At 56.2% G+C, this 23609-nt stretch carries 26 protein-coding genes; 12 read left to right on the top strand and 14 right to left on the bottom strand.

What is annotated here, in order from left to right; all coding sequences use genetic code 11:
- Positions 1–12 precede the first annotated feature (12 nt).
- The 3 genes from murD to murG are packed head-to-tail and all read left to right on the top strand — an operon-like array spanning position 13 to position 3698.
- The gene (murD, locus tag P1U45_RS15320) at positions 13–1434 is read left to right on the top strand and encodes a UDP-N-acetylmuramoyl-L-alanine--D-glutamate ligase (RefSeq protein WP_301059852.1); all 1422 of its coding nucleotides are present in this window, start codon (positions 13–15) and stop codon (positions 1432–1434) included.
- A complete protein-coding gene (locus P1U45_RS15315) occupies positions 1431–2558 on the top strand; it encodes a putative peptidoglycan glycosyltransferase FtsW (RefSeq protein WP_293617239.1) in 1128 nt (375 codons plus the stop codon). The genes murD and P1U45_RS15315 overlap by 4 nt, the downstream gene beginning before the upstream one ends.
- A gap of 36 nt (positions 2559–2594) precedes the next feature.
- Complete coding sequence (gene murG, locus P1U45_RS15310) at positions 2595–3698, top strand: undecaprenyldiphospho-muramoylpentapeptide beta-N-acetylglucosaminyltransferase (protein ID WP_301059851.1); 1104 nt, start codon at positions 2595–2597, stop codon at positions 3696–3698.
- On the opposite strand, the gene P1U45_RS15305 is transcribed toward murG, so the two are convergent.
- From P1U45_RS15305 to P1U45_RS15290, 4 genes are all read right to left on the bottom strand, one after another.
- On the bottom strand, positions 3695–4225 hold the full coding sequence (locus P1U45_RS15305) for a DUF6702 family protein (protein WP_301059850.1): 531 nt from the start codon (positions 4223–4225) through the stop codon (positions 3695–3697). The two genes, murG and P1U45_RS15305, sit on opposite strands and share 4 nt — an antisense overlap.
- Before the next feature lie 4 nt (positions 4226–4229).
- Positions 4230–5129, bottom strand: coding sequence for a pentapeptide repeat-containing protein (locus P1U45_RS15300; protein WP_301059849.1), 900 nt, complete (start codon positions 5127–5129; stop codon positions 4230–4232).
- A 94-nt stretch (positions 5130–5223) separates the two neighbouring features.
- Entirely contained in the window at positions 5224–5379 is a 156-nt protein-coding gene (locus P1U45_RS15295; RefSeq protein WP_301059848.1) for a hypothetical protein, read from the bottom strand.
- 115 nt (positions 5380–5494) lie between these two features.
- Positions 5495–7975, bottom strand: coding sequence for a M1 family metallopeptidase (locus tag P1U45_RS15290; protein WP_301059847.1), 2481 nt, complete (start codon positions 7973–7975; stop codon positions 5495–5497).
- A 215-nt stretch (positions 7976–8190) separates the two neighbouring features.
- On the opposite strand from P1U45_RS15290, the gene P1U45_RS15285 reads away from it, so the two are divergent.
- From P1U45_RS15285 to P1U45_RS15265, 5 genes are all read left to right on the top strand, one after another.
- Positions 8191–9111: a hypothetical protein gene (locus P1U45_RS15285; protein ID WP_301059846.1), complete on the top strand. Its 921-nt coding sequence runs from the start codon at positions 8191–8193 to the stop codon at positions 9109–9111.
- Between the two features lie 84 nt (positions 9112–9195).
- Positions 9196–10605, top strand: coding sequence for a UDP-N-acetylmuramate--L-alanine ligase (murC, locus tag P1U45_RS15280; RefSeq protein ID WP_301059845.1), 1410 nt, complete (start codon positions 9196–9198; stop codon positions 10603–10605).
- Positions 10605–11546, top strand: a complete 942-nt coding sequence (murB, locus tag P1U45_RS15275; protein ID WP_301059844.1) for a UDP-N-acetylmuramate dehydrogenase — start codon at positions 10605–10607, stop codon at positions 11544–11546. The genes murC and murB overlap by 1 nt, the downstream gene beginning before the upstream one ends.
- Positions 11547–11690: 144 nt before the next feature.
- Positions 11691–12488: a class I SAM-dependent methyltransferase gene (locus tag P1U45_RS15270; protein ID WP_301059843.1), complete on the top strand. Its 798-nt coding sequence runs from the start codon at positions 11691–11693 to the stop codon at positions 12486–12488.
- A 36-nt stretch (positions 12489–12524) separates the two neighbouring features.
- Complete coding sequence (locus P1U45_RS15265) at positions 12525–13112, top strand: hypothetical protein (protein WP_301059842.1); 588 nt, start codon at positions 12525–12527, stop codon at positions 13110–13112.
- Positions 13113–13121: 9 nt separating this feature from the next.
- Here P1U45_RS15265 and P1U45_RS15260 read toward each other — a convergent pair whose 3' ends face one another.
- The 3 genes from P1U45_RS15260 to P1U45_RS15250 form a co-directional block, all read right to left on the bottom strand.
- Complete coding sequence (locus P1U45_RS15260) at positions 13122–14585, bottom strand: RimK family protein (protein ID WP_301059841.1); 1464 nt, start codon at positions 14583–14585, stop codon at positions 13122–13124.
- The gene (locus tag P1U45_RS15255) at positions 14582–15052 is read right to left on the bottom strand and encodes an N-acetyltransferase (RefSeq protein WP_301059840.1); all 471 of its coding nucleotides are present in this window, start codon (positions 15050–15052) and stop codon (positions 14582–14584) included. Before P1U45_RS15255 ends, P1U45_RS15260 begins: the two co-directional genes overlap by 4 nt.
- Positions 15053–15119: 67 nt before the next feature.
- Positions 15120–15602 carry a hypothetical protein gene (locus P1U45_RS15250; RefSeq protein WP_301059839.1) on the bottom strand — a complete coding sequence of 161 codons (483 nt, stop codon included), beginning with the start codon at positions 15600–15602 and terminating at the stop codon, positions 15120–15122.
- 41 nt (positions 15603–15643) lie between these two features.
- Here P1U45_RS15250 and P1U45_RS15245 point away from each other — a divergent pair, with 41 nt between their 5' ends.
- On the top strand, positions 15644–16480 hold the full coding sequence (locus P1U45_RS15245) for a hypothetical protein (RefSeq protein WP_301059838.1): 837 nt from the start codon (positions 15644–15646) through the stop codon (positions 16478–16480).
- Here P1U45_RS15245 and P1U45_RS15240 read toward each other — a convergent pair.
- From P1U45_RS15240 to P1U45_RS15225, 4 genes are all read right to left on the bottom strand, one after another.
- The gene (locus P1U45_RS15240) at positions 16477–16995 is read right to left on the bottom strand and encodes a histidine phosphatase family protein (RefSeq protein ID WP_301059837.1); all 519 of its coding nucleotides are present in this window, start codon (positions 16993–16995) and stop codon (positions 16477–16479) included. The two genes, P1U45_RS15245 and P1U45_RS15240, sit on opposite strands and share 4 nt — an antisense overlap.
- Positions 16996–17139: 144 nt before the next feature.
- Positions 17140–17583: a hypothetical protein gene (locus P1U45_RS15235; protein ID WP_022696128.1), complete on the bottom strand. Its 444-nt coding sequence runs from the start codon at positions 17581–17583 to the stop codon at positions 17140–17142.
- An 11-nt stretch (positions 17584–17594) separates the two neighbouring features.
- Positions 17595–17900, bottom strand: coding sequence for a rod-binding protein (locus tag P1U45_RS15230; protein WP_301059836.1), 306 nt, complete (start codon positions 17898–17900; stop codon positions 17595–17597).
- A 2-nt stretch (positions 17901–17902) separates the two neighbouring features.
- On the bottom strand, positions 17903–18970 hold the full coding sequence (locus P1U45_RS15225; protein WP_366145013.1) for a flagellar basal body P-ring protein FlgI: 1068 nt from the start codon (positions 18968–18970) through the stop codon (positions 17903–17905).
- A 185-nt stretch (positions 18971–19155) separates the two neighbouring features.
- Between P1U45_RS15225 and P1U45_RS15220 the strand changes: the two genes are divergently transcribed.
- From P1U45_RS15220 to P1U45_RS15210, 3 genes are all read left to right on the top strand, one after another.
- Positions 19156–19593: a flagellar assembly protein FliX gene (locus tag P1U45_RS15220; RefSeq protein WP_293608715.1), complete on the top strand. Its 438-nt coding sequence runs from the start codon at positions 19156–19158 to the stop codon at positions 19591–19593.
- 96 nt (positions 19594–19689) lie between these two features.
- Entirely contained in the window at positions 19690–20106 is a 417-nt protein-coding gene (dksA, locus tag P1U45_RS15215; protein ID WP_022696132.1) for an RNA polymerase-binding protein DksA, read from the top strand.
- Between the two features lie 80 nt (positions 20107–20186).
- Positions 20187–20978 (top strand): thioesterase family protein, encoded by a 792-nt coding sequence (locus P1U45_RS15210; RefSeq protein ID WP_301059834.1) that lies wholly within the window; start codon positions 20187–20189, stop codon positions 20976–20978.
- Positions 20979–21282: 304 nt separating this feature from the next.
- On the opposite strand, the gene flgH is transcribed toward P1U45_RS15210, so the two are convergent.
- Genes flgH through flgG form a run of 3 tightly spaced genes read right to left on the bottom strand, consistent with a single transcriptional unit; the run spans position 21283 to position 23587 of the window.
- On the bottom strand, positions 21283–22023 hold the full coding sequence (flgH, locus tag P1U45_RS15205; protein WP_301059833.1) for a flagellar basal body L-ring protein FlgH: 741 nt from the start codon (positions 22021–22023) through the stop codon (positions 21283–21285).
- Positions 22024–22025: 2 nt separating this feature from the next.
- Complete coding sequence (flgA, locus tag P1U45_RS15200) at positions 22026–22793, bottom strand: flagellar basal body P-ring formation chaperone FlgA (RefSeq protein ID WP_301059832.1); 768 nt, start codon at positions 22791–22793, stop codon at positions 22026–22028.
- 8 nt (positions 22794–22801) lie between these two features.
- Complete coding sequence (gene flgG / locus P1U45_RS15195) at positions 22802–23587, bottom strand: flagellar basal-body rod protein FlgG (RefSeq protein WP_301059831.1); 786 nt, start codon at positions 23585–23587, stop codon at positions 22802–22804.
- Positions 23588–23609 lie beyond the last annotated feature (22 nt).

Below are 23609 nucleotides of genomic sequence, written 5' to 3'. Positions count from 1 at the left end.
AGGTCTGATCAGGTGATCCCTATTCGTGAATTCGCAGGACAGTATGTCGCCGTATTCGGTCTGGGCCGCACAGGCCTTGCGACCGTGCGCGCGCTGCAGGCTGGCGGTGCGAAGGTTCACGCGTGGGATGACAATCCGGTTGCGCGCGAGCGGGCGACCGAGCAGGGCTTTGATCTTGTAGATATCAATAAGCGCGACTGGCAGCAGTATTCTGCGCTGGTTCTGTCGCCGGGAATTCCATACCGCTATCCGGAACCGCACCGTCTGGTTCAGATGGCCAGAATGGTTGGCGTTGAAGTCATCGGAGACATGGAGCTGTTTGCCCGCGCGGTGAACGCCATGCCGGAACACTCACGGCCGAAGATTATCGGCGTCACCGGAACGAATGGTAAGTCCACCACGACCTCTCTCATTGGTCATGTGCTCAAGAAGGCAGGCAAGGACGTACGCGTTGGCGGCAATATCGGGATTGGCGTTCTGGACATGGCGCCGCTTCATGCCAATGCCGTCTATGTGCTTGAGCTATCATCCTATCAGCTTGATCTGTGTGAAAGCTTGAAATGCGATGTCGCAGTGCTGCTCAATGTGACGCCGGACCATTTGGAACGTCATGGCGGCATGCAGGGCTATATCAACGCCAAGACCCGCATCTTCGATAACCAGTCAGAAAAAGATCTCGCAGTCATCGGTATGGACACCATGCCGACGCAGATCCTGATGGCTAAAATGGCGGCCAAGCGTCACCAGCGCTGCGTGGGCGTCTCTTCCGCCTATGCGCTTGGTCGAGGTGTAAGCGCTGTTCACGGTCGTCTGTTTGATAGCCAGAGTGGCCGCGCCATGATGATTGGTGACCTCAGCAAGATCCAAACTCTGCCGGGCGCGCACAACCATCAGAATGCTGCCGCAGCGTATGCAGCCTGCCGTGGTGTCGGCGTGGATGCGACCGTGATCATGGAGGCGATGGCGACCTTTCCGGGCCTCGCGCACCGTCAGGAAGTTGTCGGTAAGGTTGGCGGTGTAACGTTCGTGAATGATTCAAAGGCGACGAATGGTCAGGCGGCTGTTCAGGCGCTGAAAAGCTACCCGAAAGTCTACTGGATTGGTGGCGGTGTGGCCAAATCTGATGGCCTCGCAGATGTCCGCCCGTTTTATGGCCACATCACGAAAGCTTATCTGATCGGTGAAGCACAGAAGCAATTCTCCCGCGAGTTGGGCAATGACGTTCCGCACATGAATTGCGGCACACTCAAGCGCGCTGTTGCGGAAGCCATGCATGACGCAGCGAACTCAGGTGATGAAGATCCTATCGTTCTTCTGTCGCCAGCCTGTGCGAGCTTTGACCAGTTCAAGGATTTCGAGGCGCGCGGCGACGAGTTCAAAGAGCTCGTACATGGCCTGATGAGCGATACTGAAAGACTTCGGGCAACGGTATGACGACACTCGCACGTTCTGACACATCCATGTTGGCAGAATGGTGGCGCACGGTGGATCACGGCATCATCATTGGCGCCATGGTTCTGCTTGCTTGCGGTATGCTGTTGTCACTGGCTGCAGGGCCGACAGCCGCAGAGCGTATCGGTTACAACAACACCTTCCATTTTGTATTCCGTCACGCCGGGTTCGTCGTTGGCGCAATTATCATCATGCTGGCCACGTCCATGCTGACTGAGAGCTGGGCGCGTCGTCTCGCCCTGCTGATATTCATCGGTGCGTTTCTTCTGATGGCCGTGCTTCTGGTGATCGGGCACGAAGTAAAAGGCAGTCAGCGCTGGATCAGTCTGGGTGGCTTTTCGATACAGCCTTCGGAGTTTGTAAAGCCTGCGCTGATCGTGCTGGCCTCATGGTTGCTGGCGCAGCGCCAGCGCCTGAAGACTGTGCCTTGGGAAGTTCTAACCTTCTTCCTGTTTGCGCCGACTGTTGGTCTGCTGCTTCTTCAGCCTGATGTGGGACAAACGGCGCTGCTGACGGCGGCTTTCCTGATAGCGTTCTTTGTGTCCGGCCTGCCTCTCATCTGGGCAGCGGCCTTCGGTGTGGGCGGCGTGCTGACAGGGCTCGGGCTCTATTTTTCGTTCGAACACGTACGCTACCGTATTCAGAGTTTCCTCAATCCGAATGAGGCGAGCTATCAGCTGGATCAGGCGCATGAAGCGATTGCGCGAGGCGGTCTTCTGGGCGTTGGCCCGGGCGAGGGGCGTATCAAGGAAGACCTTCCTGACCCTCATACCGATTTCATCTACTCGGTCGCAGGCGAGGAGTTCGGCTATATCGCCTGTCTTGGCTTGCTCATCATTTTCGCAGTCATCGCGCTTCGCGGCGTGATGGCAGCATCCCGCAGGGCTGATCCATATCCGCGTGCCGCAGGCACGGCGCTCTTCTTCATGTTCGGCCTGCAAGCTGTCATCAATGTGGGCGTGAATGTCGGTATGCTGCCAACCAAGGGAATGACGCTGCCATTTATCAGCTATGGTGGGTCCTCGATGATAGGCACGGCGCTCACACTTGGCCTCGGCCTTGCTTTGACCCGTAAAAGGGCTGAATTTCACCCCGGAATTAAGTAATCGTTTCGGCCTGAGACACGGCTGAAGGAGTATCTCATGTCAAATGCGCCACTCGTTGTGATTGGAGCCGGAGGCACTGGTGGCCATATGTTTCCGGCATCGGCCTTTGCTGCGGAAATGAAACAGCGTGGCTGGCGCGTGGGGCTTATGACCGATGAGCGTGGTCAGCGCTATACGGGCGGTTTTCCGGCTGACTGGATCATTAATGTGAAGGCGGCGACTTTCGCCAGCAAACGACCGGACAAACTGATTGCCTCCGGCCTTAAAATTCTCGCCGGCATCAAAGAGGCGCAAGCCAAACTCAAAACCGAGCAGGCAAGCCTCGTGGCAGGTTTTGGTGGCTATCCGGCCTTTCCGGCTCTCGCAGCGGCCAGCCGCGAAGGTGTTCCGATCATCATCCACGAACAGAATGCTGTGCTTGGGCGTGTGAACCGTGTCTTCGCGAAAACGGCTAAAGTCGTCGCCTGCGGGTTTGACCGGCTGGATCGTCTGCCGAAGGCCGCAGAGAAGAATAAGCGCGTTGTCGGTAACCCGGTTCGTGGGCCGATCCTCGCCGTACGTGACGAGCCATATCCTGAAGCGGGCAGCGATGCGCCGCTCCAGCTTCTCGTCATTGGGGGAAGTCAGGGCGCGCGGCTGTTCGGCGAGGTTATTCCTGCTGCCGTGTGTGCGTTGCCAGAGGATATTCGCAGCCGGTTGAAGATCGTTCAGCAGGTGCGTGAAGAGCAGATTGAGGCCGTGCGCGCGCTCTACGCCGAAGCGGGCGTAAATAGCGAGCTGGCGCCGTTCTTCTCCAATATGCCGGAACTGTTGAGCGGATCGCACATGGTGATGTCGCGTTCTGGCGCCTCAAGCGTGACCGAGCTTGCAGTAGTAGGCCGCCCGAGCCTGCTCATCCCTCTGGCGATTGCCATGGATGATCACCAGACCGGCAATGCGGAAACGCTCCGTGATGCAGGCGGAGCCGATGTGCTGTCGGAAGTTGAGTTCACGCCGGAGCGGGTCACAGCCCTGCTTACAAAGCGTCTGAGAGACGGGGCAGGGCTTGTTGCCCGCGCGGAGGCCGCGAAGTCTGTAGGCCGCTTTAATGCGTCCAGTGATCTGGCTGATCTCGCTGAAGCGGTGGTCGGTAAAGCCTAGTAGGTATCTGATCCGTCGAGGCGGAAGGTCGCCCACGGTGTAGACCGTGTGAAGATCAGCGTCTCGTTCAGGCCATGCAGGCGGACATGCACAATGTTCGTCTGGTCTTGATGCACATCCATCAACTCATTGGAACGCATGACATACAGGCCGTCTGCCGGCATTTCCGGCGTGGTCTGATAGATCCAGACAAAGCCGTCTTCAATCTCGCCGCCGACCAGTTCGAGCGGCAGAGCCTGGCCATTGTGTGAAATGGAAAAGCGGCTCTCGACATATTCGCCAAACAGAGCCTGCGCGCGCGGGTCTGTCATGATGGAGAGCGATGTGTCTCCGTGCACGCGGTGCAGCGTGCTCTCAGAATCATGGATGCGGTAGCGGTGAATGATTTCAACGCGGTTGGCATTCTCGTTGTAGCTGATCTCTGTCTCGGCTTCCTTGCGCGGATGCGCGTCAGCAGACATGGCCGATGTAAAAGCAATCATGAGACAAGCAAGCGCGGTGAAGGCAATGCGCATGAAAGCAGTCATTTGATCAGAGCGAGCGTTGGCCTGAGCGGGCTGTGAAGTCTTCAAGGAAACGGTTTTCATTCGCTGCATGTGGTGCACCAAACGTCACTCCGTCAAGATTGATTTCGCAGCGAAACCGCGCTTCACCCATTCGTGCTTCCTGGTTGAAGAAGGCATTGGTGAGCCACAGCTTGTCTTCAAAGATACAGCCTTCAAATGAGGCCGGGCCCTCAAAGCGTGATTTCTGAAAGCTAACCACGTCTTCGAAGACGCAGGATGAGAAATCAGCGCCTTCACTGAAGCGCGATGCGTTAAAGCTGACATTGCTCTCAAAGCGCGCATACGCCGCTGTCACGTTTTCCATAAAGCGGCAGCCAGTGGCCCAAATTTCATTTTGCGCCAGAAGTTCGGACAGGTCTGTTGTACGAGCGATGACGGAGTTGCGCATTTCCAGACGGCCATCAATCTGTGAGCCACGCAAACGCAGGCCACCATAGACTTTCATCTGATCGAGCCAGACGCCATCTTCGGCGATATAGGCGTTACGCATGTTGAAATCGCCGAACACTTCGCAGGCGCTGAAATAGCCGCCCGCGATCAGGCTGATATCGTCTGCGTGTACACTTCCGGGAAACAGGCAGCCGGCAAGATCGAGGCGCTCGTCGAAGGTATGGCGTTCCCAGTTTGTGGTGCAGGCAAAATCGATGAGTTCATTGCCCTGATTTTCAAAGCGCAGCTGCATCATTCGGGTCGCCCAGCGGTTCCAGAACTCGCTGCCATATTCGGCGCGTTCAATGCTGGCGCGGCGACGGCGTGACGCCATTATCGTCCGATCGAATGAAGACAATTCTCCGGCATTGAGGAATTCCTCAATCCAGGGGCAAAGATCTGCCAAATCTTGATGCCAGAGTGTGGTTGTCGACACGATTCAATCTCCAAGTGTTAAAATTTTTAACACATTGAAAAGAAGCGAGTCATCCATAGCTTATGGTAAACGAGGGATTAAAACGAGTTTTGCACTATTTTCCGCGCACGGCGTGCTTTCTGAGCACACTAAGTGCGTCACGAAGATCCGTGCCCGGCATAAGAACGAGTTCTTGCGGTGATGCTGCGTCACTGTCGTTTGCAACAGGCGCTTTGTGCTTGTTTCGCGCCTGAACCTGCCTTTGAGACATGTGTCTTCTCCTTCGCGAAGAAGGTCGCGCTGGCCGGTTAAAGAAGACCTAAATGTACCAGAAACAAAAACGCCGGACACATGGCCCGGCGTTTTCCTGATGATTTGAGAAGCGCTTATTCAGCTGTTGCTGCTTCGGCTTCTGTGTCTTCGCCTTCTTCCTCGTCGTCAGTATCAAGCTCGGTTGTGATGTCGTGCATGATGTCGCGACGCTCGAAGTTGAAGCCACGGCTCGGGCTGTAAGCTTCGATGCGGGATGGCATGATCTGGCGCGGGAAGCTGTTGTTTGTGATGTCAGCATCAGCAGTTTCCCACTGAGGGTCGACAGTCACCTGAACCAGTTCCTGACCACGGTCGAAGACCAGCAGCTTGCGTACGTTGTGTACGTTGCGACGCCAGATTTCAGCCGGGATGTACATGCGCTCTTCTGTGCCGTCAGCAAACTCGAGACCGAGAATGATTGGCATAACGAGGCCACCTACGTTGGAGAATTCGAGAACATAGTAGTTCTTGTCTTCTTCAACAGCGCGTTCGAACGCTGTGCGCTCCCAGTCCTCAAGGCCTTCAAGCCATGAATTGTACTGGTTACGCTCACGGTTTGTGACCGTGTAGATGGAGTTGTCGTCGTAGAAGTCACGAACGTCAGGGAAGCGGTCAACCCAGAGCTCCAGGCCTTCTTCTTCGTTCAGCTGAACACCGATTGGCGTTGGCTTGTCCGCATTTTCCTGTTCGCGACGTGCGAAGTCGATGTCAGGATTTTCTGTGTCGATGCGGAGCTGGTAGACCATGTCGAGAGAGATATCGACGTGGTCGGTCGTGTAGAACCAACCGCGCCAGAACCAGTCGAGGTCAACGCCGGACGCTTCTTCCATAGTGCGGAAGAAATCGGACGGTGTCGGACGACGGAACTGCCAGCGACGTGCATATTCACGGAACGCGAAGTCGAACAGCTCACGGCCAAGGATGGTGTCACGCAGGATGTGAAGCGCTGCAGACGGCTTGCCGTAAGAGTTAGCACCAAGGTTCAGAATGGAGTCTGACTGCGTCATGATCGGCACCTGATTAGATGACGTCATATAGCTTGTCAGATCGCGCGGCAGAGAGCGGTTCCACTCCATGCTTGGATCCCACTCATAGCCCGCGACGCTGTCGAGGAAAGAGTTCAGACCTTCGTCCATCCATGTCCACTGGCGCTCGTCGGAGTTGACGACCATTGGGAAGTAGATGTGACCCACTTCGTGGATCACAACGCCGATCAGGAATTCCTTCTCTGCGCGTGTCCAGGTGCGTGTGCCATCATCCTGCAGCGTTGTGCGTGGCCCGTTGAATGTGATCATCGGGTATTCCATGCCGCCAACAGGACCGTTTACGGACTGTGCTGTCGGGTATGGATAGTCGAACGACATGCGGGAATAGACATCCATTGTGTGGATGACAGAAGCTGTAGAGTAAAGCTCCCAGAGCTCGCCGCCTTCTTTCGGGTAGAAAGACATCGCCATGACAACGTCATGCTCTGCGCCCGGCTGCGGGTGGCCTTGCGCATCCCATGCGAATTTACGCGAAGATGCCCATGCGAAGTCACGTACATTTTCAGCGCTGAAGCGCCATGTGACGTTACCTGTCGGATTTGAGCTCTCGTTTGCGAGCGCTTCTTCAGGCGTCACAACGAACATCGGACGTTCAGCCGTACGGGCTTCACGCAGACGCTCACGTTGAACAGGTGTCAGAACCTGGTTCGGGTTCTGCAGTTCGCCTGTCGCGGACACGATGTGGTCGTTAGGAACTGTGATGGCGACGTCATAGTCACCGAATTCCAGTGTGAACTCGCCGCGGCCAAGGAATTCCTTGTTGTGCCAGCCTTCGAAGTCCGAATAGGCGACCATGCGCGGGAACCACTGCGCGATCAGGAAGATGTCATTGCCACCTTCGCGCTCGTCGTCTGGGAAGTGCTCATAGCCTGAACGTGCGGACACGGCGTCTTCTTCAACAATGTTGAATGCGAAGTCGATTTCAAATGCTGTGGACTGATCCGGACGCAGAGCGCGCGGCAGGTCGATACGCATCAGCGTGCCAACGATTGTGTATGGCAGCGCGTTGCCGCGTGCGTCGGTTACAGAATTGATCTGATAGCCGTACTCGTTATCAGCCATTGCCTGCTGACGACGCAGCTCGCCCATTGAAAGGCGTGTCGGATCGTCCAGTCCACCTGCGGATACAGCTGGTCCACGGCGGCCTGCGCCACCGAAATCCTGCGCAACGTTCGCAATCGAGTCAGAACGGAAAATGTTCTGATCGAGCTGAAGCCAGAGGAAGTTCAGCGTGTCCGGGGAGTTGTTGTAATATGTGACGGTCTGGGTCGCGGTGAGGCGGCGTGCCTCTTCGTCCAGAACCACGTCAATGTCATAATCGGCTTCCTGCTGCCAGTATTGGTGGCCCGGAGCACCGGAAGCGTTGCGATAGACGTTTGGAGTTGGAAGAACTTCGTCGAGCTGACGGAAGCGGTCTTCAAAGTTACCGACGGTTTGCTGGATGCCCTGTCCAGCTGCCGTCCCCGTTATGAGGAGAGACGCCACCACAGCGCCGAAAGTTCTGATCATATTTTTCCCAATCCTTGGAATATCGCCCCCGATATTCCGCTTCTAACCCACAGTGCGCATCTTCATGCCACGCCGGGGGAAAACTGCAATGATATGTCACCGGGGCGTGAAGACAATGAACAATATTTAATCTTCTCACCTGTTCTGGGGATTGGGTGCGTATCGAGCATGAGTAGAGTGGCCAAAGGAATTCAAGCACTTCCGGGAGCTGACTGATGTCATTCTTGATCCGAACCCTGACAATCGCTGCAACAACTGCAATTGCTCAATTTAGCGGCGTTGCTGCAGCCCAGCCGGCGCCCGAATCCTATTTTGACTATGCGCTGTCCTCCTTTGAAAATGGCCAGACGACCGAAGCGCTCAATGCGCTAAAGACAGGCTGCATACAGGGAACAGAAAGCGGGTATCAGCTTATGTGTGATGCGGTGCTCGACTATTATGAGAACGGCACAACCGGTTTTCGTGTTGAGCCGGACAGTGCCGCACATGACGGTGAACCTGAAGCCTTCCGCCGGCATGCGACAGATATTTGCCAAAGCGGTTATAGCAATGCGTGTAGCCGTCTGGCCCGCGCAGCACCGGGGTCGGCGACTAACATGACAACTGCCGCAGACGCGTATTACACGGCTTGTGAAAACGGGGACGCCGACGCGTGCGCCTTAAACGGGTATAACTGGATGGACGGTTCGTATGGCGCGGTAAACCTTCAGCGGGCACGTCAGGCCTTTGTCATGGGCTGCGACCTTGTTGATGCCTTGTCCTGCCGCCAGCTCGCCGACCTGATGATCACCAATCGCGGCGGATCGGTGAACCCCGAAATCGCGATGCTCGCAAATGATTTGTCGTGTCCCGAAGACCTCGGGTCGGCCGATGCGACTTACTGCCTGGATGCAGCCGGATTTGCAGCGACGCATGGCGCTGGCGATGTGCAGAGCGTGCGCACGATCATGCGGTATCTGTCGAACGCTTGTGACCTGAGAAGCGCTGAAGGATGCCTGCAATTTTCCCGCGTGGCAGAAGCATATGTAGCGGACAACCTTCCAGCTGGCTCAGATCTCGCAAGAGATATGCTGGAGCTTGCAGCCGTCAGCCGCCGCCTCGCTTGTAGCTATGGGAATGGGCAAGCCTGTAAGTGATTTAAACTCCGCCATTTCGGAATCGTGAAAGCTGGTCTATCAAGCCAAATTCTGAACACATCTGTCTGATTGGCTTGGCTTTCTATGCGTAACCCATCTCCTTTTGAACTCGGCCCTGTGCATTTTGTCGGTATTGGCGGCATTGGCATGTCGGGCATCGCAGAAGTCATGCTGAACCTCGGATATGAGGTGCAGGGCTCGGACATTCGCTCAAACGCCAATGTTGAACGCCTCAGCGCGCTAGGTGCGACTGTGCATATCGGCCATAAGCCGGAAAATGTGCGCGGGGCAGGGGCGGTCGTCATTTCTACCGCCATCAAGTCCGGCAATCCGGAAGTCGATACCGCTCGCGCCATGGCCATCCCCGTTGTGCGCCGCGCAGACATGCTGGCTGAGCTCATCCGCCTGAAATGGACGGTCGCGATTGCGGGCACGCACGGCAAAACGACAACGACCTCAATGGTTTCGGCACTTTTGGACGGTGCGGGCATCGACCCGACCGTGATCAATGGCGGCGTGATCAATGCGTATGGCTCCAATGCCAAGCTCGGCGCGGGCGACTGGATGGTCGTCGAGGCGGACGAAAGCGACGGTACCTTCACCAAGCTGCGCTCCACCATTGCTATCGTCACCAATATCGACCCGGAGCACATGGACCATTATGGCGACATGGATAAGCTCCGCGCGGCCTTTGATACCTTCGTTGAGAATATCCCGTTTTACGGCTTTGCGGTTCTCTGCACCGATCACCCTGAAGTCCAGTCGCTGGCTGCGCGCGTCTCAGACCGTCGCCGCATTACATATGGCTTCAACCCGCAGGCAGACATCCGCGCACTGAACCTTCGCACAGATGCTGACGGCGTTCATTTCGATCTGGCGATCCGCTCGCGTATCGGGAATGCGCATACGATTTCAGACATGCTTCTGCCAATGGCTGGCCGCCACAACGTTCTGAATGCGCTTGCGGCGATTGCCGTCGCGCTGGAGCTGGGCGCTGAAGCCGATGGCATCCGCTCGTCTCTTTCCCGTTTCGGCGGTGTGAAGCGTCGCTTCACCAAGGTGGGCGAGTGGAATGGTGTGACCATCATTGATGATTACGGCCACCATCCGGTCGAGATTGAAGCTGTCCTGAGAGCGGCGCGCGACATGCAGGGCGATAAGCGCGTCATCGCTGTGGCCCAGCCTCACCGTTACTCGCGTCTCAAAACGCATTTTGAAGAGTTCAGTACATGCTTCAACGAGGCGGACTCTGTGGTGATCACGCCGGTCTACCCAGCGGGCGAAAGCCCGATTGAAGGAATCGACCATGAGGCGCTTTCCAAAAGCCTTCTCGTGCACGGTCACCGCCAGACACAGGCGATTGCAGATATTGATGCACTGCCCGCGACGCTGAAAACTATGGTTGAGCCAGGTGACATGATTGTCTGCCTCGGCGCGGGCGATATCACCGCTCACGCTGCCAAGCTCGCTGATAAACTGGAGGCTCTGGACTAGTGGAGCTGAAAGCCGACCAATTCACCGTTCGCGGCAAGCTGATCGAGAACGCGCCGCTTGCGCCTTATACATGGTTCCGCGTTGGCGGACCGGCAGACTTGTTTTTCATTCCGGCTGACGAGGAAGATCTCTCTGATTTCCTGAAACAGTTGCCGGAAGACCTGCCGGTGACGACGCTCGGCGTTGGTTCCAACATCATCATTCGTGATGGCGGCGTTGAAGGCGTGGTGATCCGCCTTGCCGGTGGCTATTGGGGCCAGATCGAGCAGATTAACGCGACGACCCTGTTCGCGCGGTCCGGTTCGCTTGATCTCTCGGTTGCACGGTTTGCGGCGAAATCCGGCATTGCGGGGCTCTCATTCCTGTCCGGTATCCCAGGCTCTATCGGCGGCGCAATGCGCACTAATGCGGGCTGTTATGGCAATGAACTGAAAGACGTTCTCAATCAGGTTGAAGTGATCGACCGCAAAGGTGAGAAACATGTCTTTCAGGGCGAGCTGGTCGACTATGGCTATCCGGCGGTCGGGTTCAGCTATCGCCACACTGACTTTCCAACAGACCTTATTGTCACGGGCGCTCTCCTGAGCGGCGATGATGTTGGCGACCCTGAAACGCTCAAAGCCGAGATTGAGGCACATCAGGCACGCCGTGCAGAGACCCAGCCCATTAAGGATAAGACCTCGGGCTCAACCTTCGCGAATCCGGATCCGCCGGGCACGCCAGGCCAGCGTTCTGCCTGGAAGCTGATTGATGCCGCAGGGTGCCGCGGGCTTCGTGTCGGCGGGGCGCAGGTCTCGGAAAAACACTGCAATTTCTTAATCAATACGGGCGATGCTCGCGCCAGTGATCTCGAAGCGCTGGGCGAACTTGTCCGCGCGCGGGTTCTCGAAACAAGCGGGGTCGAATTGCGCTGGGAAGTCAGGCGTATCGGCCGATATTAAGTTGTGTCATCCCGTGCGCACTGCGGCACAGAGTGACGCTGTGCAGACACGGGACCCGAAACGGTTTCGGTGTCTCAGGTCCCGGAGCAGCAGCGCATCATTTCATGCTGCACAGCATCCGGGATGACAAGAGGAGCGGTCCAAATGTCTTATTCTTCCCCAACTCTCGAATTCTCACTCGATATTCTGAACGGCGCTGAGTTCGACCTGACCAAAACCTACGGCGAGGGCGAGACCGAGCGCTGCGTTGAAACGCCTTGGGCTGCCGAAACGCTCGCCAAAGCGACACGTGTTCTGGATATCGGCCTTGCCATGTCGCATCCTGATTATCTCGGCCTTCTGATGGGCTTCCTTGAAAAAGGTGGTAAGATTGAAGCGGCGGACATTATTCGGCCAGAGCGCGTACAGTCGCGCTACCCTGAAGGTTGGCGTGAACGTATTCTGGAAATCCCTGTCCATATTGGCGATGTGCGCCAGATGGATTTCTCCGCTGACCCGTTTGACGCGATTACCTGTATCTCCACGCTGGAGCATATCGGCTTTGATGCGCCATCAGACCGCGCAGATACCGCATTTGATCGCCCGACAGAGCTTGATGACCTGCCAGACCGTTCTGCTGATGCAGACCGCGACGCACTCGCCGCTTTCCGTAAGGCGCTGAAGCCGGGCGGCCTACTTTGCCTGACAGTTCCTGGCGGCGTTGGTGCGACCCGCAAGATCAAGGATTCTACTGGTCGCTGGGCAGCTTATCTCGAGTACGGGCCGGAAACCTGGTCCGCGCTCACATCGCTACCGGGCTTTGAACTTGTCTCTCAGGTTGGCGTCGCTGAAGGTCCTGAAGGCTGGCAAAAATGCGAATCGTTCGAGGATGTCTATCAGGCGACGGTCGGCGATAACGGCCTGCCACGTGGCTGCTTAATGAGCGTTCTGAAAGCGGTTTAGCTTGCGTTATGGAGCCTCAACATTAGGCTCCATGACATGCACCACGCTTTTTGTATTCTTCTGGGCATTGCGATGATCCCATGCGGCTTGCTGCTCATTGTATCTGCAACGTCCTGGAACGCCTTTGATTCGCCTGCGATCGCTTTTCCGGGTGTGATGGTGCTCTATTTCCCGATGTACCTTTGGTATCGCATGGGGCGCATGAAGAAGGATTATTTCATTCTGAGCGCGTTTGGGCTTTTCACTTTCGCTTTAGCTGCCCCTATCGTCTGGTCTATGTTTGGTGACGTACCTGAAGACGTCGATCATGCCGTCCGGTTTTGCCTGATCGGTTTCATGATCTTCTATTATATTGCATGTCGGACCATTTCTACGGACCAGAATTTTGGTCCTGGCGACCCGCTGTTGAAGACGTTCAATATCAGGATCATGCCGTTTCAAAACCACCCGTGGATTCCACCGGGCGACAGGTTGAACAGGGTCGGCATAGGTCAGTCAAATAACGAGAAAAGAAGTTGGGCCATTTCGATGTGGCCTTTCACGGTCGCGTTTCTCTATTTCGAAATGACGGGCGATAGCGACCGCGTGAAAGAACGTGAGGCATGGCGGCGCGGCGAGGAATAGTCGCCGCGATTAAAACCCCAGGCGCTGTTCAAGACGGTTTGAAAACCAGGTCAGGATTTTGCGCCAGAGTTCGTCTTTCAGAACCTGACCTTCCACATCGAAATCCATGCTTGGGTTATCGTTGATCTCGATCACGACGACGCCATTTCCAGTGTCCTTCAGATCCACGCCATAGAGTCCGTCGCCGATTAATCGTGCTGCTTTCACAGCAACGTCCACAACGTTTTCCGGCACGTCTTCAATCGTGAAGGTTTTGTGCCCACCAGCAGTCATTTTGCCGTCTTTGCCATGCTTGACGATCTGCCAGTGGCCACGCGCCATTTCATACTGGCAGGCATAGATTGGCTCGCCACCAAGAACGCCCACGCGCCAGTCATAGGTTGTTGGCACAAAGGATTGCGCGATCACGAGGGCGGTGTCCTCGAACATTTTCTTAGCGCCAGCTTTCAACTCATCCAGCGTTTTGGCTTTCACCATATTCGCGCCGAATGAACCGTCCGGCGTTTTCAGAATAACAGGCGAGCCGAGCCGCGCCATGACGCCTGCAAGGTCTGTCTTTTCGTCCAGAATTTCAGTCGGCGGAATAGGCAGGTCGGCATTCTCGAGGATTTCCTTCAGATACACCTTGTTGGTGCAACGGATCATGCTGGTGGTATCGTCGATAACGGGCATGCCTTCCTGCTCGGCGCGGCGGGCGAACCGATAGGTGTAGTTGTCGATGCTCGTTGTCGCGCGAATGAACAGGGCGTCGAATTCGGACAGGCTCGGCAGATCGGTCGGATCAATAATCTCGACTTCAATCCCCATCTTGTCGGCAACGCTGGCAAACCGCTTCATGGACGCGTGTGAAGATGGCGGTGTCTTTTCCTTGTCGTCCATCAAAATGGCGAGCGACCATTTCGCCGGCGTGCGGGATTTCTCTGCTTTGATACGGCCAGAGGTATAAGCCTCCATCGCCTTCAGGAAGAAAGCGCGGCGCTCATCCTTCAGCTTGTGCGGTGGCACAGGCCGGATGCGCGCAATTTGGAACGGGGCTTTCTTCTCGAATTCGATCTCAAGCGCAGGTGAGCGAAACCAGTCAGAGACTTCACGGGCAAGGCGCTCATAGGCTTTGTCCGGTGTGTGGGAGAAGGCGATGAACAGCGTCTCAACCGGCTCGGCGCCTTTTGAGCGCGCTTCCTGCAGACGGGCATTCAGCTCCGGTAAGGCGTGTGCGTAAAGGCTTTTCTGCGACAACTCTTTCATGGTGAGAATGGTCGGGCTGACACGGTGCCCACGCGCCTCGGCCAACAAGGACGCGTAATAGCCCTCTGACTGATAGCCATAAGAGCGTGCAAGGTTCAGCACATACGGGCGCCGCGCCGTGAAGAGTTTCGGATTGGTCAGATAGTCTGAAATCCGCATGACTTTATGCGGGGTTTCAGCCTGTCCGATATCGCTGAGGGACTCAACGAGGATGAGCCAGTCACTCATGCTTTCTGTTCCTGTCTGGAGGTCAGAAAGCGTTCCATGCGAACGGCGTCCTCACCATCTCCATAATAAGCGACCTTGCGGTCGAACGGGACAAATCCTGCGCGTGAATAAAGCGCGATGGCGGACTCGTTTGACGCGCGGACTTCAAGGCGTACGCGGTCGCAGTCGCGTTCGCTCGCCGCGTCGATCACAGCGTCGATGAGGGCGCGGCCAATGCCCGTGCCCATGGCCGTCTGATGGACCGCGATAGAGTAAAGGCGCGCGGCGCTCTGGCCCTCACGATAAAGCACGATGGCGGCGCCCAGAACGGTGCGCCGCTGGGCTACGATACAGTCGCAGCTATCGCTTCGCAGCATGCGTAGAAGGCTTTGTCGTGAGATACGGTCAGCGACCGGAAAGCGCGTTTCGAGATCAAGAATGGCGCTTGCGTCTGCCGCAGTTGCGCGGCGAATAAGGGTCGGGATCAACTAAGTCTGAGTCCAACAAAATGAGGTCGCTTCAATTACTCTTTTTCGTGGGGTCTGTCATTCAGATTCAGCGGTCTGAGATCCCAAGCGCGGACAAAAGTTTTTGTTCTTTTTCTTCGGGGGCGAGCCTGTTCCAAATGGTGTGTGTCGCTATGGGCAGATCGATCATTCTTACCGGCGGTGCATCATCTCGTGTCCAAAGCTCAGAGACGCATTCGCAGGTCGGGCAATAGGGATCGCCTACTATCTTATAAGGCTTTCCATCCGGAGACGTGTCGCAGCAGACCCAGCCAGCAATGGCCTGAAACAGAGCGGCGCTCTCCCGTGATTTGTGTTTCAGCTTGGGTAGAGCTTCATGAAGTAGTTCTGAGACCTCGTCGGCCACCTCAATTTGAAGCGTATCTAAAATGGCATATTCGTTTGAACCGGCCCGCAGTAATAGAGCGCCGTAATGGTAAGGATGCATTGCGGGCTCTTCGGCTTCTCCACCGCAGATGTCACAGCGAAATCGATAAACGCCGACCTGCATCTTAACCTCGTCACTGATCATATGTGTTGAGGGCGACCCTAACACGGTTTATCGATGAGCTTATGAAATATCTCTTTTCCGCTTTTTTCGCGTTCGCACTGTCGACAACCAGTCTTGCCGCTTCCGCTCAGGATGACTGGGCAAATCCGGACCCTGAAATTGATGCACTCGTCGAGGCCTGCATGGAGCAGGAAGGCGTGGACTTTCTGCCGGATACAGATGTCATTTGTTACAACTCTGCGATCTTTCCGGAAGAGTTTCTGAAGCTGAACGATCTTGGTCCTGCCAGCCGGGTTGTCATCACCAGCCCGGGCGGCAATGTCGTCACTGCGCGCGGCATGAGCACCATTCTGGATAATCGCGGCGAGCCTGCCATCATTGCAGGGCCGTGCATGTCAGCCTGCGCGATGGTCATCCTGCCGGGCCTTGATGAGGTCTATATCCACCGCACAGCACACATCGGCATTCACGGCATTACCATGATCCCGTTCGGTCGCTGGTATGGCTGGCTGGAAGATGATGCAGAGCCGAACCAGTTCGCTATTGTGACTGCACAGATGGGCTATAATTTTGATTTCTCGATGCACTCGTCTGGTACTACGCAAATGCGTGCGCATCTGGAAGGGCAGGGGATTGATGTCGATTATATCGATGTGATGTCAGACCTGATGGAGGCGGATGCCCGCGCCTATACAAGCTGCCGTGTCGATGTGAAGGATTATTGGGGCATTGTCGATGCAGATCATATCCGCACCTATCTGGGCGATCAGGTCACCGGTATGGAGCGGTTTGTGCAGTATTGGTCCGACCCTGTGAACGAGGGCTATCAGCGCTGGGGACAGCCAATCTCAGAGCGCACTTATATCATGCAGCGCAACTTTGAGGCGGCGGACTGCTAGGCGTCTGTCAGTGATTTCGGATTGAAGAATTCGGAGAGTTCAAAGTTATAGACGTTGAACGGGTCGTCTTCTTTAGCAGTGAAGACTGCCACTGAGGCTGTCGGGAATTTGACGCGTAGCTGCTGGGCGGCGCCAGAGTTTTTGAACCCGCCAAATTCTGTCAGGCGTAGCGCCAGATCGTGAATGCCCGGGTTATGGCCGACCACCGCCACACAGGCGTGATCGGGAATGCTTTCCAGGCAGGACGCGATGTCTTCCGGCTCTGCCAGATAGAGCATGTCGTTGAATGTGTGCGGCAGGTTGCCGAACACTTTCTGGATTTCTGCAAACGTCTCGCGCGTGCGGCGCGCGGTGGACACCAGCACATAATCCGGCGTCAGGCCCATGGATTTCAGCTGGATGCTGATCGCCTGAGCATCTTCATGACCACGTTCCGTCAGCTTGCGAGATTCATCCGTACCGGTCTCGGCATAGGGCTCGGTTTTGGCATGTCGGATGAGTATCAGCTTCTGCATGGACGGTGTTTTAATCTGTATTTTCTGAATTTGGAAACCGAATTCGTAAAAAGCCCGCCACGGTGATTACGAGGCGGGCATACGATCAAATGTATTCTTCAGGCTGAAAAATCAATCAGCATGCAGTGTATTTATGTCGGAAAATCAGGCGCGTGCGTTGACGGCGATGCCTGACGCACGGGTTTTACCGGACGTTTTACCGTGTGCGCCATAGCCTTGAGGGCCATTTGTTTCAGCAGCAACTTCACGTGCAATATTCTCGACCAGCCCCTCTGTGATTTCGCGCATGGCGGTCAGTGCCTTGTTGTGTTCAGCCAGAATGGACTGGAATGTGCGCACCCGCTCGAACAGGATTTTACGAAGGTTTGCATTCGCGGCGACGAGCGCGTCCGGCGTACGCGCAAGATCGGTCATTTCGAGACGATATGTGTGCGCCAGCTGTTCTTTCTCGTTCCAGTCCGTAGAGGAGGCATCCAGCTTGCGCGCTTTGAGCGCTGCAATCTCTGCGGTCATCAGCTCGCTCAGCCGTTCGGTGACAGAGATAAGCTGTTCGATACGGTCATTAATGTCGTGTGCAGCAATGGTCATCTGAGTTCTCCCTAGTCAGTCAGACCCTGCATGCGCAGGATTTCCGAATAGACCTGATCAGCAAGGCCGATTCCGCCCTGAGCCGCCATTTCATTGGCATATTGTTCGACCAGCATAGGCCGGAACGCGCGTTCCGCTTCGCCGCCGCCTGTCAGGCCGTCCGTCTCCAGCGCTTCAAACATGGGCGCGAGCATTTGCGAGATGAACATGGCTTCGAATTCTTCAGCGATTTCACGCGCAGCTTCGCGTGTCTGAACATTGGCGACATTCGGCATGTTGCGCGGTGTGGTGGCTGCGATGGTTTCGAGTTCGTTCATGGCTACATTACCTCGATATCGGCCTGAAGCGCTCCGGACGCTTTCAAGGCTTGCAGGATAGAGATCATGTCACGCGGGGTGACGCCGAGTGCATTCAGGCCGTCGACCAGATCGCGCAGCGGAACGCCGCCTTCGAGCATGGCAAGGCCTGTGCCGTCTTCCAGCACCTCAACACCGCTCTGTGGAACGACGGTGGTTTCACCATCGGAGAATGGGGCAGGCTGGCTGACAGCGGGCTGTTCTGAAATCTGGATAGTCAGATTGCCCTGAGCAATCGCGACCGTTGAGACGCGGACATTCTCGCCCATGACAATGACGCCAGAGGCTTCGTCGATCACGATACGGGCTGGCTGGTCCGGTTCAACAACGAGGTTTTCAATCTCGGTGATGAGCGTCGTCATATCCATGCTTGGCGGGCGCACTATGCGCACCGTGCCGGAGTCTTCGGCCGTTGCCAGATCCATGCCCATATAGGCGTTGATCGCGACTGCGATGCGCTGGGACGTTGTAAAGTCCGGATTGCGGAGGGACAAGCGCAGCGTGCTCTGATTGGCAAGGTTGAAGCCGATTTCGCGCTCGATCAGCGCGCCGTTTGGAATACGGCCAATGGTCGGAACGTTACGGATGACCGATGTGCCGCTATCGCCGCTGGCTGCGAAGCCGCCGGCAGCAACAGGGCCCTGACCGACAGCATAGACCTGGCCGTCTGCACCGAGAAGCGGCGTGACGAGCAGAATGCCGCCGGACAAAGAACTTGCATCACCAAGGCTGGACACGCTCACATCCATGCGTGAGCCGTTCGTCGCGAACGGTGGAAGGTTTGCCGTGACCATGACCGCGGCCACGTTTCGTGTATTGAGGTTCTGGTCACGTGTGTTCACGCCGAGACGCTCGAGCATGGCTTCAAGGCTCTGGCGTGTGAACGGAGAGTTCCGCAGAGAGTCGCCCGTGCCGTTCAGGCCGACAACAAGGCCGTAACCGATGAGCTGGTTTTCACGTACGCCCTCAACATCGGTAATATCTTTCAGGCGTGATGCAGCCTCGGCGGACGGCAGAAAAAATGCAGCCATGCCAAGGCAAAACGCTGAAAAACCGGATACAAAAGATTGGCGCATACTCGAAACCCCATTGGATTTGAGTAAAATTTATCAGTGCCACCCGAAGAAACGGTTAACGCCTCTTTCACCAAAGCGTATGCATAACTGTTTCTTAACGAACGGAGCAGTGCTGCGTTCGGGCTTCGGAGTTTGTGGTTATGCGTATCGAAAAAACGCGGTCTACACAGGCATCACGCGCGGGCGGAAAATCATCTGCCGGCGGCGATGGCGCTGCATTTTCTCAGGCTCTTGGTGGTTCAACATCCGCGACACCGGTTGGCACAACCGGCGGCACGGTAGGTGTCGGTTCTGTTGCTGCGCTCATGGCGCTACAGGGCGCAGAAGATCCATTAGAGCGTCGTCGCAAGGCCGAAAGACGCGGCCGTCAGCTGCTGGAAGGCCTCGACCGTCTCAAAATAGACCTGTTAGAGGGCGGAAACGCTGGCCCGACACTTGCACGCCTCAAAGATGCGCTCGAATCGGAGCGCGCGCAGAGTGACGATCAGGAGCTGGAATCCATCATTGATCAGATTGAACTGCGGGTAGAAGTAGAACTGGCGAAACTCGAAACTGCACAACGCAGAAGCAATCTCTGATTATTCACAGCTTTTACTTTCTATTCACTAATTGAATCTGAACAACATAAGGGATATAGAGCCTGCGAATAATCTGCCCTGCATCGGGAGTCGAGTATGAGTTCGATTGATCTAGAAGGCTACAAACCAGCTGCTGACGAAGAGTTCATGAACGAACGTCAGATGGCTTACTTCCGGAAAAAACTGGAAGACTGGAAGCAGGATATCATTGACGGGTCGAAGACCACGATTGGTAATCTGCAGGAAGATTCAGCGTCTCTTCCGGACCTCGTGGACCGCGCGTCTGCTGAGAGCGATAAAGCGCTGGAACTTCGTACGCGTGACCGCCAGCGCAAGCTGATCAACAAGATTGATGCTGCGATCCGCCGGATTGATGACGGCACATATGGCTATTGCGAGATGACGGGCGATCCGATCTCTCTTGGCCGTCTGGAAGCGCGTCCGACAGCGACATTGTCTCTGGAAGCTCAGGAAGCTCATGAGCGTAACGAGAAGACACTCCGGGACGACTGATCTTCCGGCCAGAATATAAAAATCAAACGGCCCGCCTTCTTCCAGATGGCGGGCTTTCTTTTGGGGAGAGAGACGCCAGCATGATTAGTTTCGCAGAACTGGTTCGTGAGTTTCAAACGGGCGGCGATAATGGCCTTAGCTTCGATGCGCCGGAAAGCTGGGCTCAGGGGCGTACGCTCTATGGCGGTTTATCTGCAGCGCTATGTCATGTGAGCGCACGCGAAACGCTGGAGATCGACAAGCCTATCAAGTCTGCCGTTGTGGCGTTTGTTGGTCCGTCGTCAGGGCATTTGACGGGCGAGGCGACCCTGATGCGTCAGGGCAAATCCACGATCATGATGGATGCTACTCTGAACGGAGAAAAAGGCATCGGCACGAAGACCCTATTAGTCTATGGCGATGACCGGGCGAGCAAGCTCGACCAGTCCGATCTCACCTCGCCAGACGTGCCTCCGCCGGAGGACTGCGAGCCATTCTGGGGTGATCGCAAGCCGGCCAATTTTGCGCGCAACTTTGAAATCCGCCGCGCAGGTGGCCTCAAGCCAATGGGCGGGGGTGATCGTGGTGATATGCTCGTCTGGGTGCGTCATGCGACGGAGACGGGTGATGATCACACCGCTGCATTGCTGGCGCTAGCTGATGTCATTCCGCCAGCCTGTTTCACCATGATGGAAGAGGGCGCACCGGTCAGCACGGTGACATGGTCTCTTGAGTTTCTGCGCTCTGATATTGAGGTCGGCAATGAGTGGTTTCTGCTGAGCTCGGTCGCCGAGCATACGGCGAACGGCTATTCCAGCCAGGCCATGTATATGTGGGACCGCGAAGGGCGCCCTGTCATCGCTTCGCGCCAGAACGTAACGGTCTTCTATTAGGGAAGGCGGGTCCGGATGTAAGTGCGGCGGTCTCTCAATGGGACCGCCGCTTACACCCAACGCTCGGCGTTGCCCGCCAGCAGGACTAGTTTTACGTTGAGAAAGAAAACAGGCGGTTACCACGAAGTTTTCAAAAGGTTACTTTGAAAGAAAACTTCTTACCGATTCCGTTTACCATAGTAATGAATCGATCGGGTAAATAAAAAGCCCGGCAAGTCTTGCCTGCCGGGCAATTTGTGCCGGATTTAAATTTCCGGCTGGTGTGTTCTGTTTAATATCTACCCTTCGCGGGCAGGTGCCTGCTCTAGAATGGCAGGATGGAATTCGCGACACGCTGGCCAACGCGTGGTCGCTGAACCGAGCTCAGGTCGCCGCGGCCGCCATAAGAAATGCGCGCTTCGGCAATTTGCGTGTGCTGGATTGTGTTCGTAGCGGAAATATCTTCAGGGCGGATGACGCCAGAGATGATGAGTTCACGCACTTCAGAGTTCACGCGCACTTCCTGAGACCCTGCGATCACGAAGTTACCGTTCGGCAGAACATTGGTGATAACCGCTGCGACGGACATCTGGATGTTTTCAGAGCGGTTAACCGTGCCAACGCCCTGAGAGGAGCTTGTCGAACTTGTGCCCAGGCCTGTTCCGAGATTGTCAGTGCCTGGAAGGAAGCGTTCGATAGGTTGTTCAAGGCCAAACAGACCCGTGACGGCTGCATCCTGACTGCCAGTGCGGCTGGTAGACGTCGAATTGTTCAGCGTTGCTGTGTCGGTGATGTCGATGTCCACGGTCAGGATATCGCCCACCAAGCTTGCGCGGTGGTCGTTGAAGAAGCCTGTCGCGCCTGTGCGCCAGAGAGAATTCATGGACGTATCGTCAACGATTGGCGGGGGCGTTGGGGCAGACACCGGCATCGCGCCGACAATCATCTGCGGATTGGTGATCGGCGTCAGCTGCGGCTCTTGAACAGCGTCGCTGACGGTGGCGCAGGCTGCAAGGCTTGCGGCGAGCGCAATCACTGCGAAGGGACGGGAAGCTTTCGGGAACATGACTAGCCTTCCTGTGAAAAGAGTGAGCTGACGCGTGCTTCGCCCGGTCCCCAGGCGATTGCGTCCATTGAACGGTTGGATTGAAGGTTCTGTACGCGGACCGGTTCGCCCTCGGCGGCATCATTGAGTGCGCGCGCGCTGACAACGAGGCGCAGGGCACCGCGCTGATAAACCAGCTGGATCGGATCGCCCTGACGAACGACTGAAATGGGGCGGATATCGCGCATCGCTATCGGCTGACCCGCGCGGATAGTGCGGGTCGCTTCCATGCCATCCAGAACGTGAGCTGCGCGGATGAGCCCTTGAATGCGACGGTTCGGGTTCATCGCCTCATAGCTAATCATGTCGGGCGTGATTTCGTCGCCGCGACGCACATCCGTGATCAGCATCGGGACTTCGTTTTCCGCTGGTTCGTCCTGATAAATGGCTGGTGCTGGCTGGGCTTGTTGCGGCGTAGCTGCAACGGGTTGCGGTGTCGCCACGGCACTTGCAGACCGCGTCACCCACACCATCTCGCCATCTGGCAGATCGATCGGAAATCCAGCCGCAGCTGCCTGCGCTTCAATAAATTCGGATGCGAGCGGAAGGCGCTGGCCGGGCAGGGGCGCCGCCGCAATCTGGCGGTCGCCGGGTGCGCCTGTCACCTCGGAGACATCGGCAAGACGTACCCAGTCGCCCGAAATGACGACGTCTTCGGCGGCGACAGATTGTGTCAGCGCGAGGCCTGTCAGTGCGAGTGAGGCGAAGAGTGTGCGGCTTAGCTTAGTCATGGATCACCTTAGCGGAGCTGGCTTGTGACGCCGAGCATCTCGTCAGCTGTTGTGATGACTTTCGAATTCATTTCGTACGCACGTTGCGCGATGATCAGCGCACTGATCTCGTTCACAGCGTTGACGTTTGATGTCTCAAGGAAGCCCTGAAGGACTGTGCCGAAACCTACGCTGCCCGGCGTTGCGATATTCGCAGGGCCGGAGGACGGGGTTTCAAGGAAGAGGTTGTCGCCAATCGCATCAAGGCCCGCCGGATTGATGAAGCGGGCAAGGTCGATCTGGCCGAGTTCCTGATATTCTACTTCGCCAGCGATACGAACCTGAACCATGCCGACAGCACTGATCGACACGTCGACGGCTTCTTCCGGAATAGCAATGCCCGGAGAGACGACAAAGCCGTCTTCGGTCACGAGCTGGCCGTCCGGGCTGACCGAAAAATTACCTGCGCGGGTGTAAGACTGTGTGCCATCCGGGTTCTGGATGACGAAATAGCCTTCGCCCTGAAGTGCGAGGTCGTAAGCATTTTCAGTCTGCGTCACATTACCCTGACCTGTAATGCGGTAAACGGAGCCGGCTTTCACACCCGTACCGACCTGCACACCGGTTGGTACGATTGTGCCGCCATCTGATGAGGTGACCCCCATCCGCTCGACATTCATATAGAGCAGATCCTGAAATTCGGCGCGCTGGCGTTTGAAGCCAGTCGTATTCATGTTGGCAATGTTGTTCGAAATGACTTCAACATTGAGCTGTTGAGCCTGCATGCCGGTTGCGGCTGTGCTGAGTGCGCGCATCACATCACCTTAAAAATACTTA

Origin of the sequence: Ponticaulis sp. (assembly GCF_029210165.1) — a bacterium.
GTDB lineage: Bacteria > Pseudomonadota > Alphaproteobacteria > Caulobacterales > Hyphomonadaceae > Ponticaulis.
The sequence above is the reverse complement of the archived record's forward strand: the minus strand, read 5'-3'. Positions and strand labels throughout refer to the sequence as shown.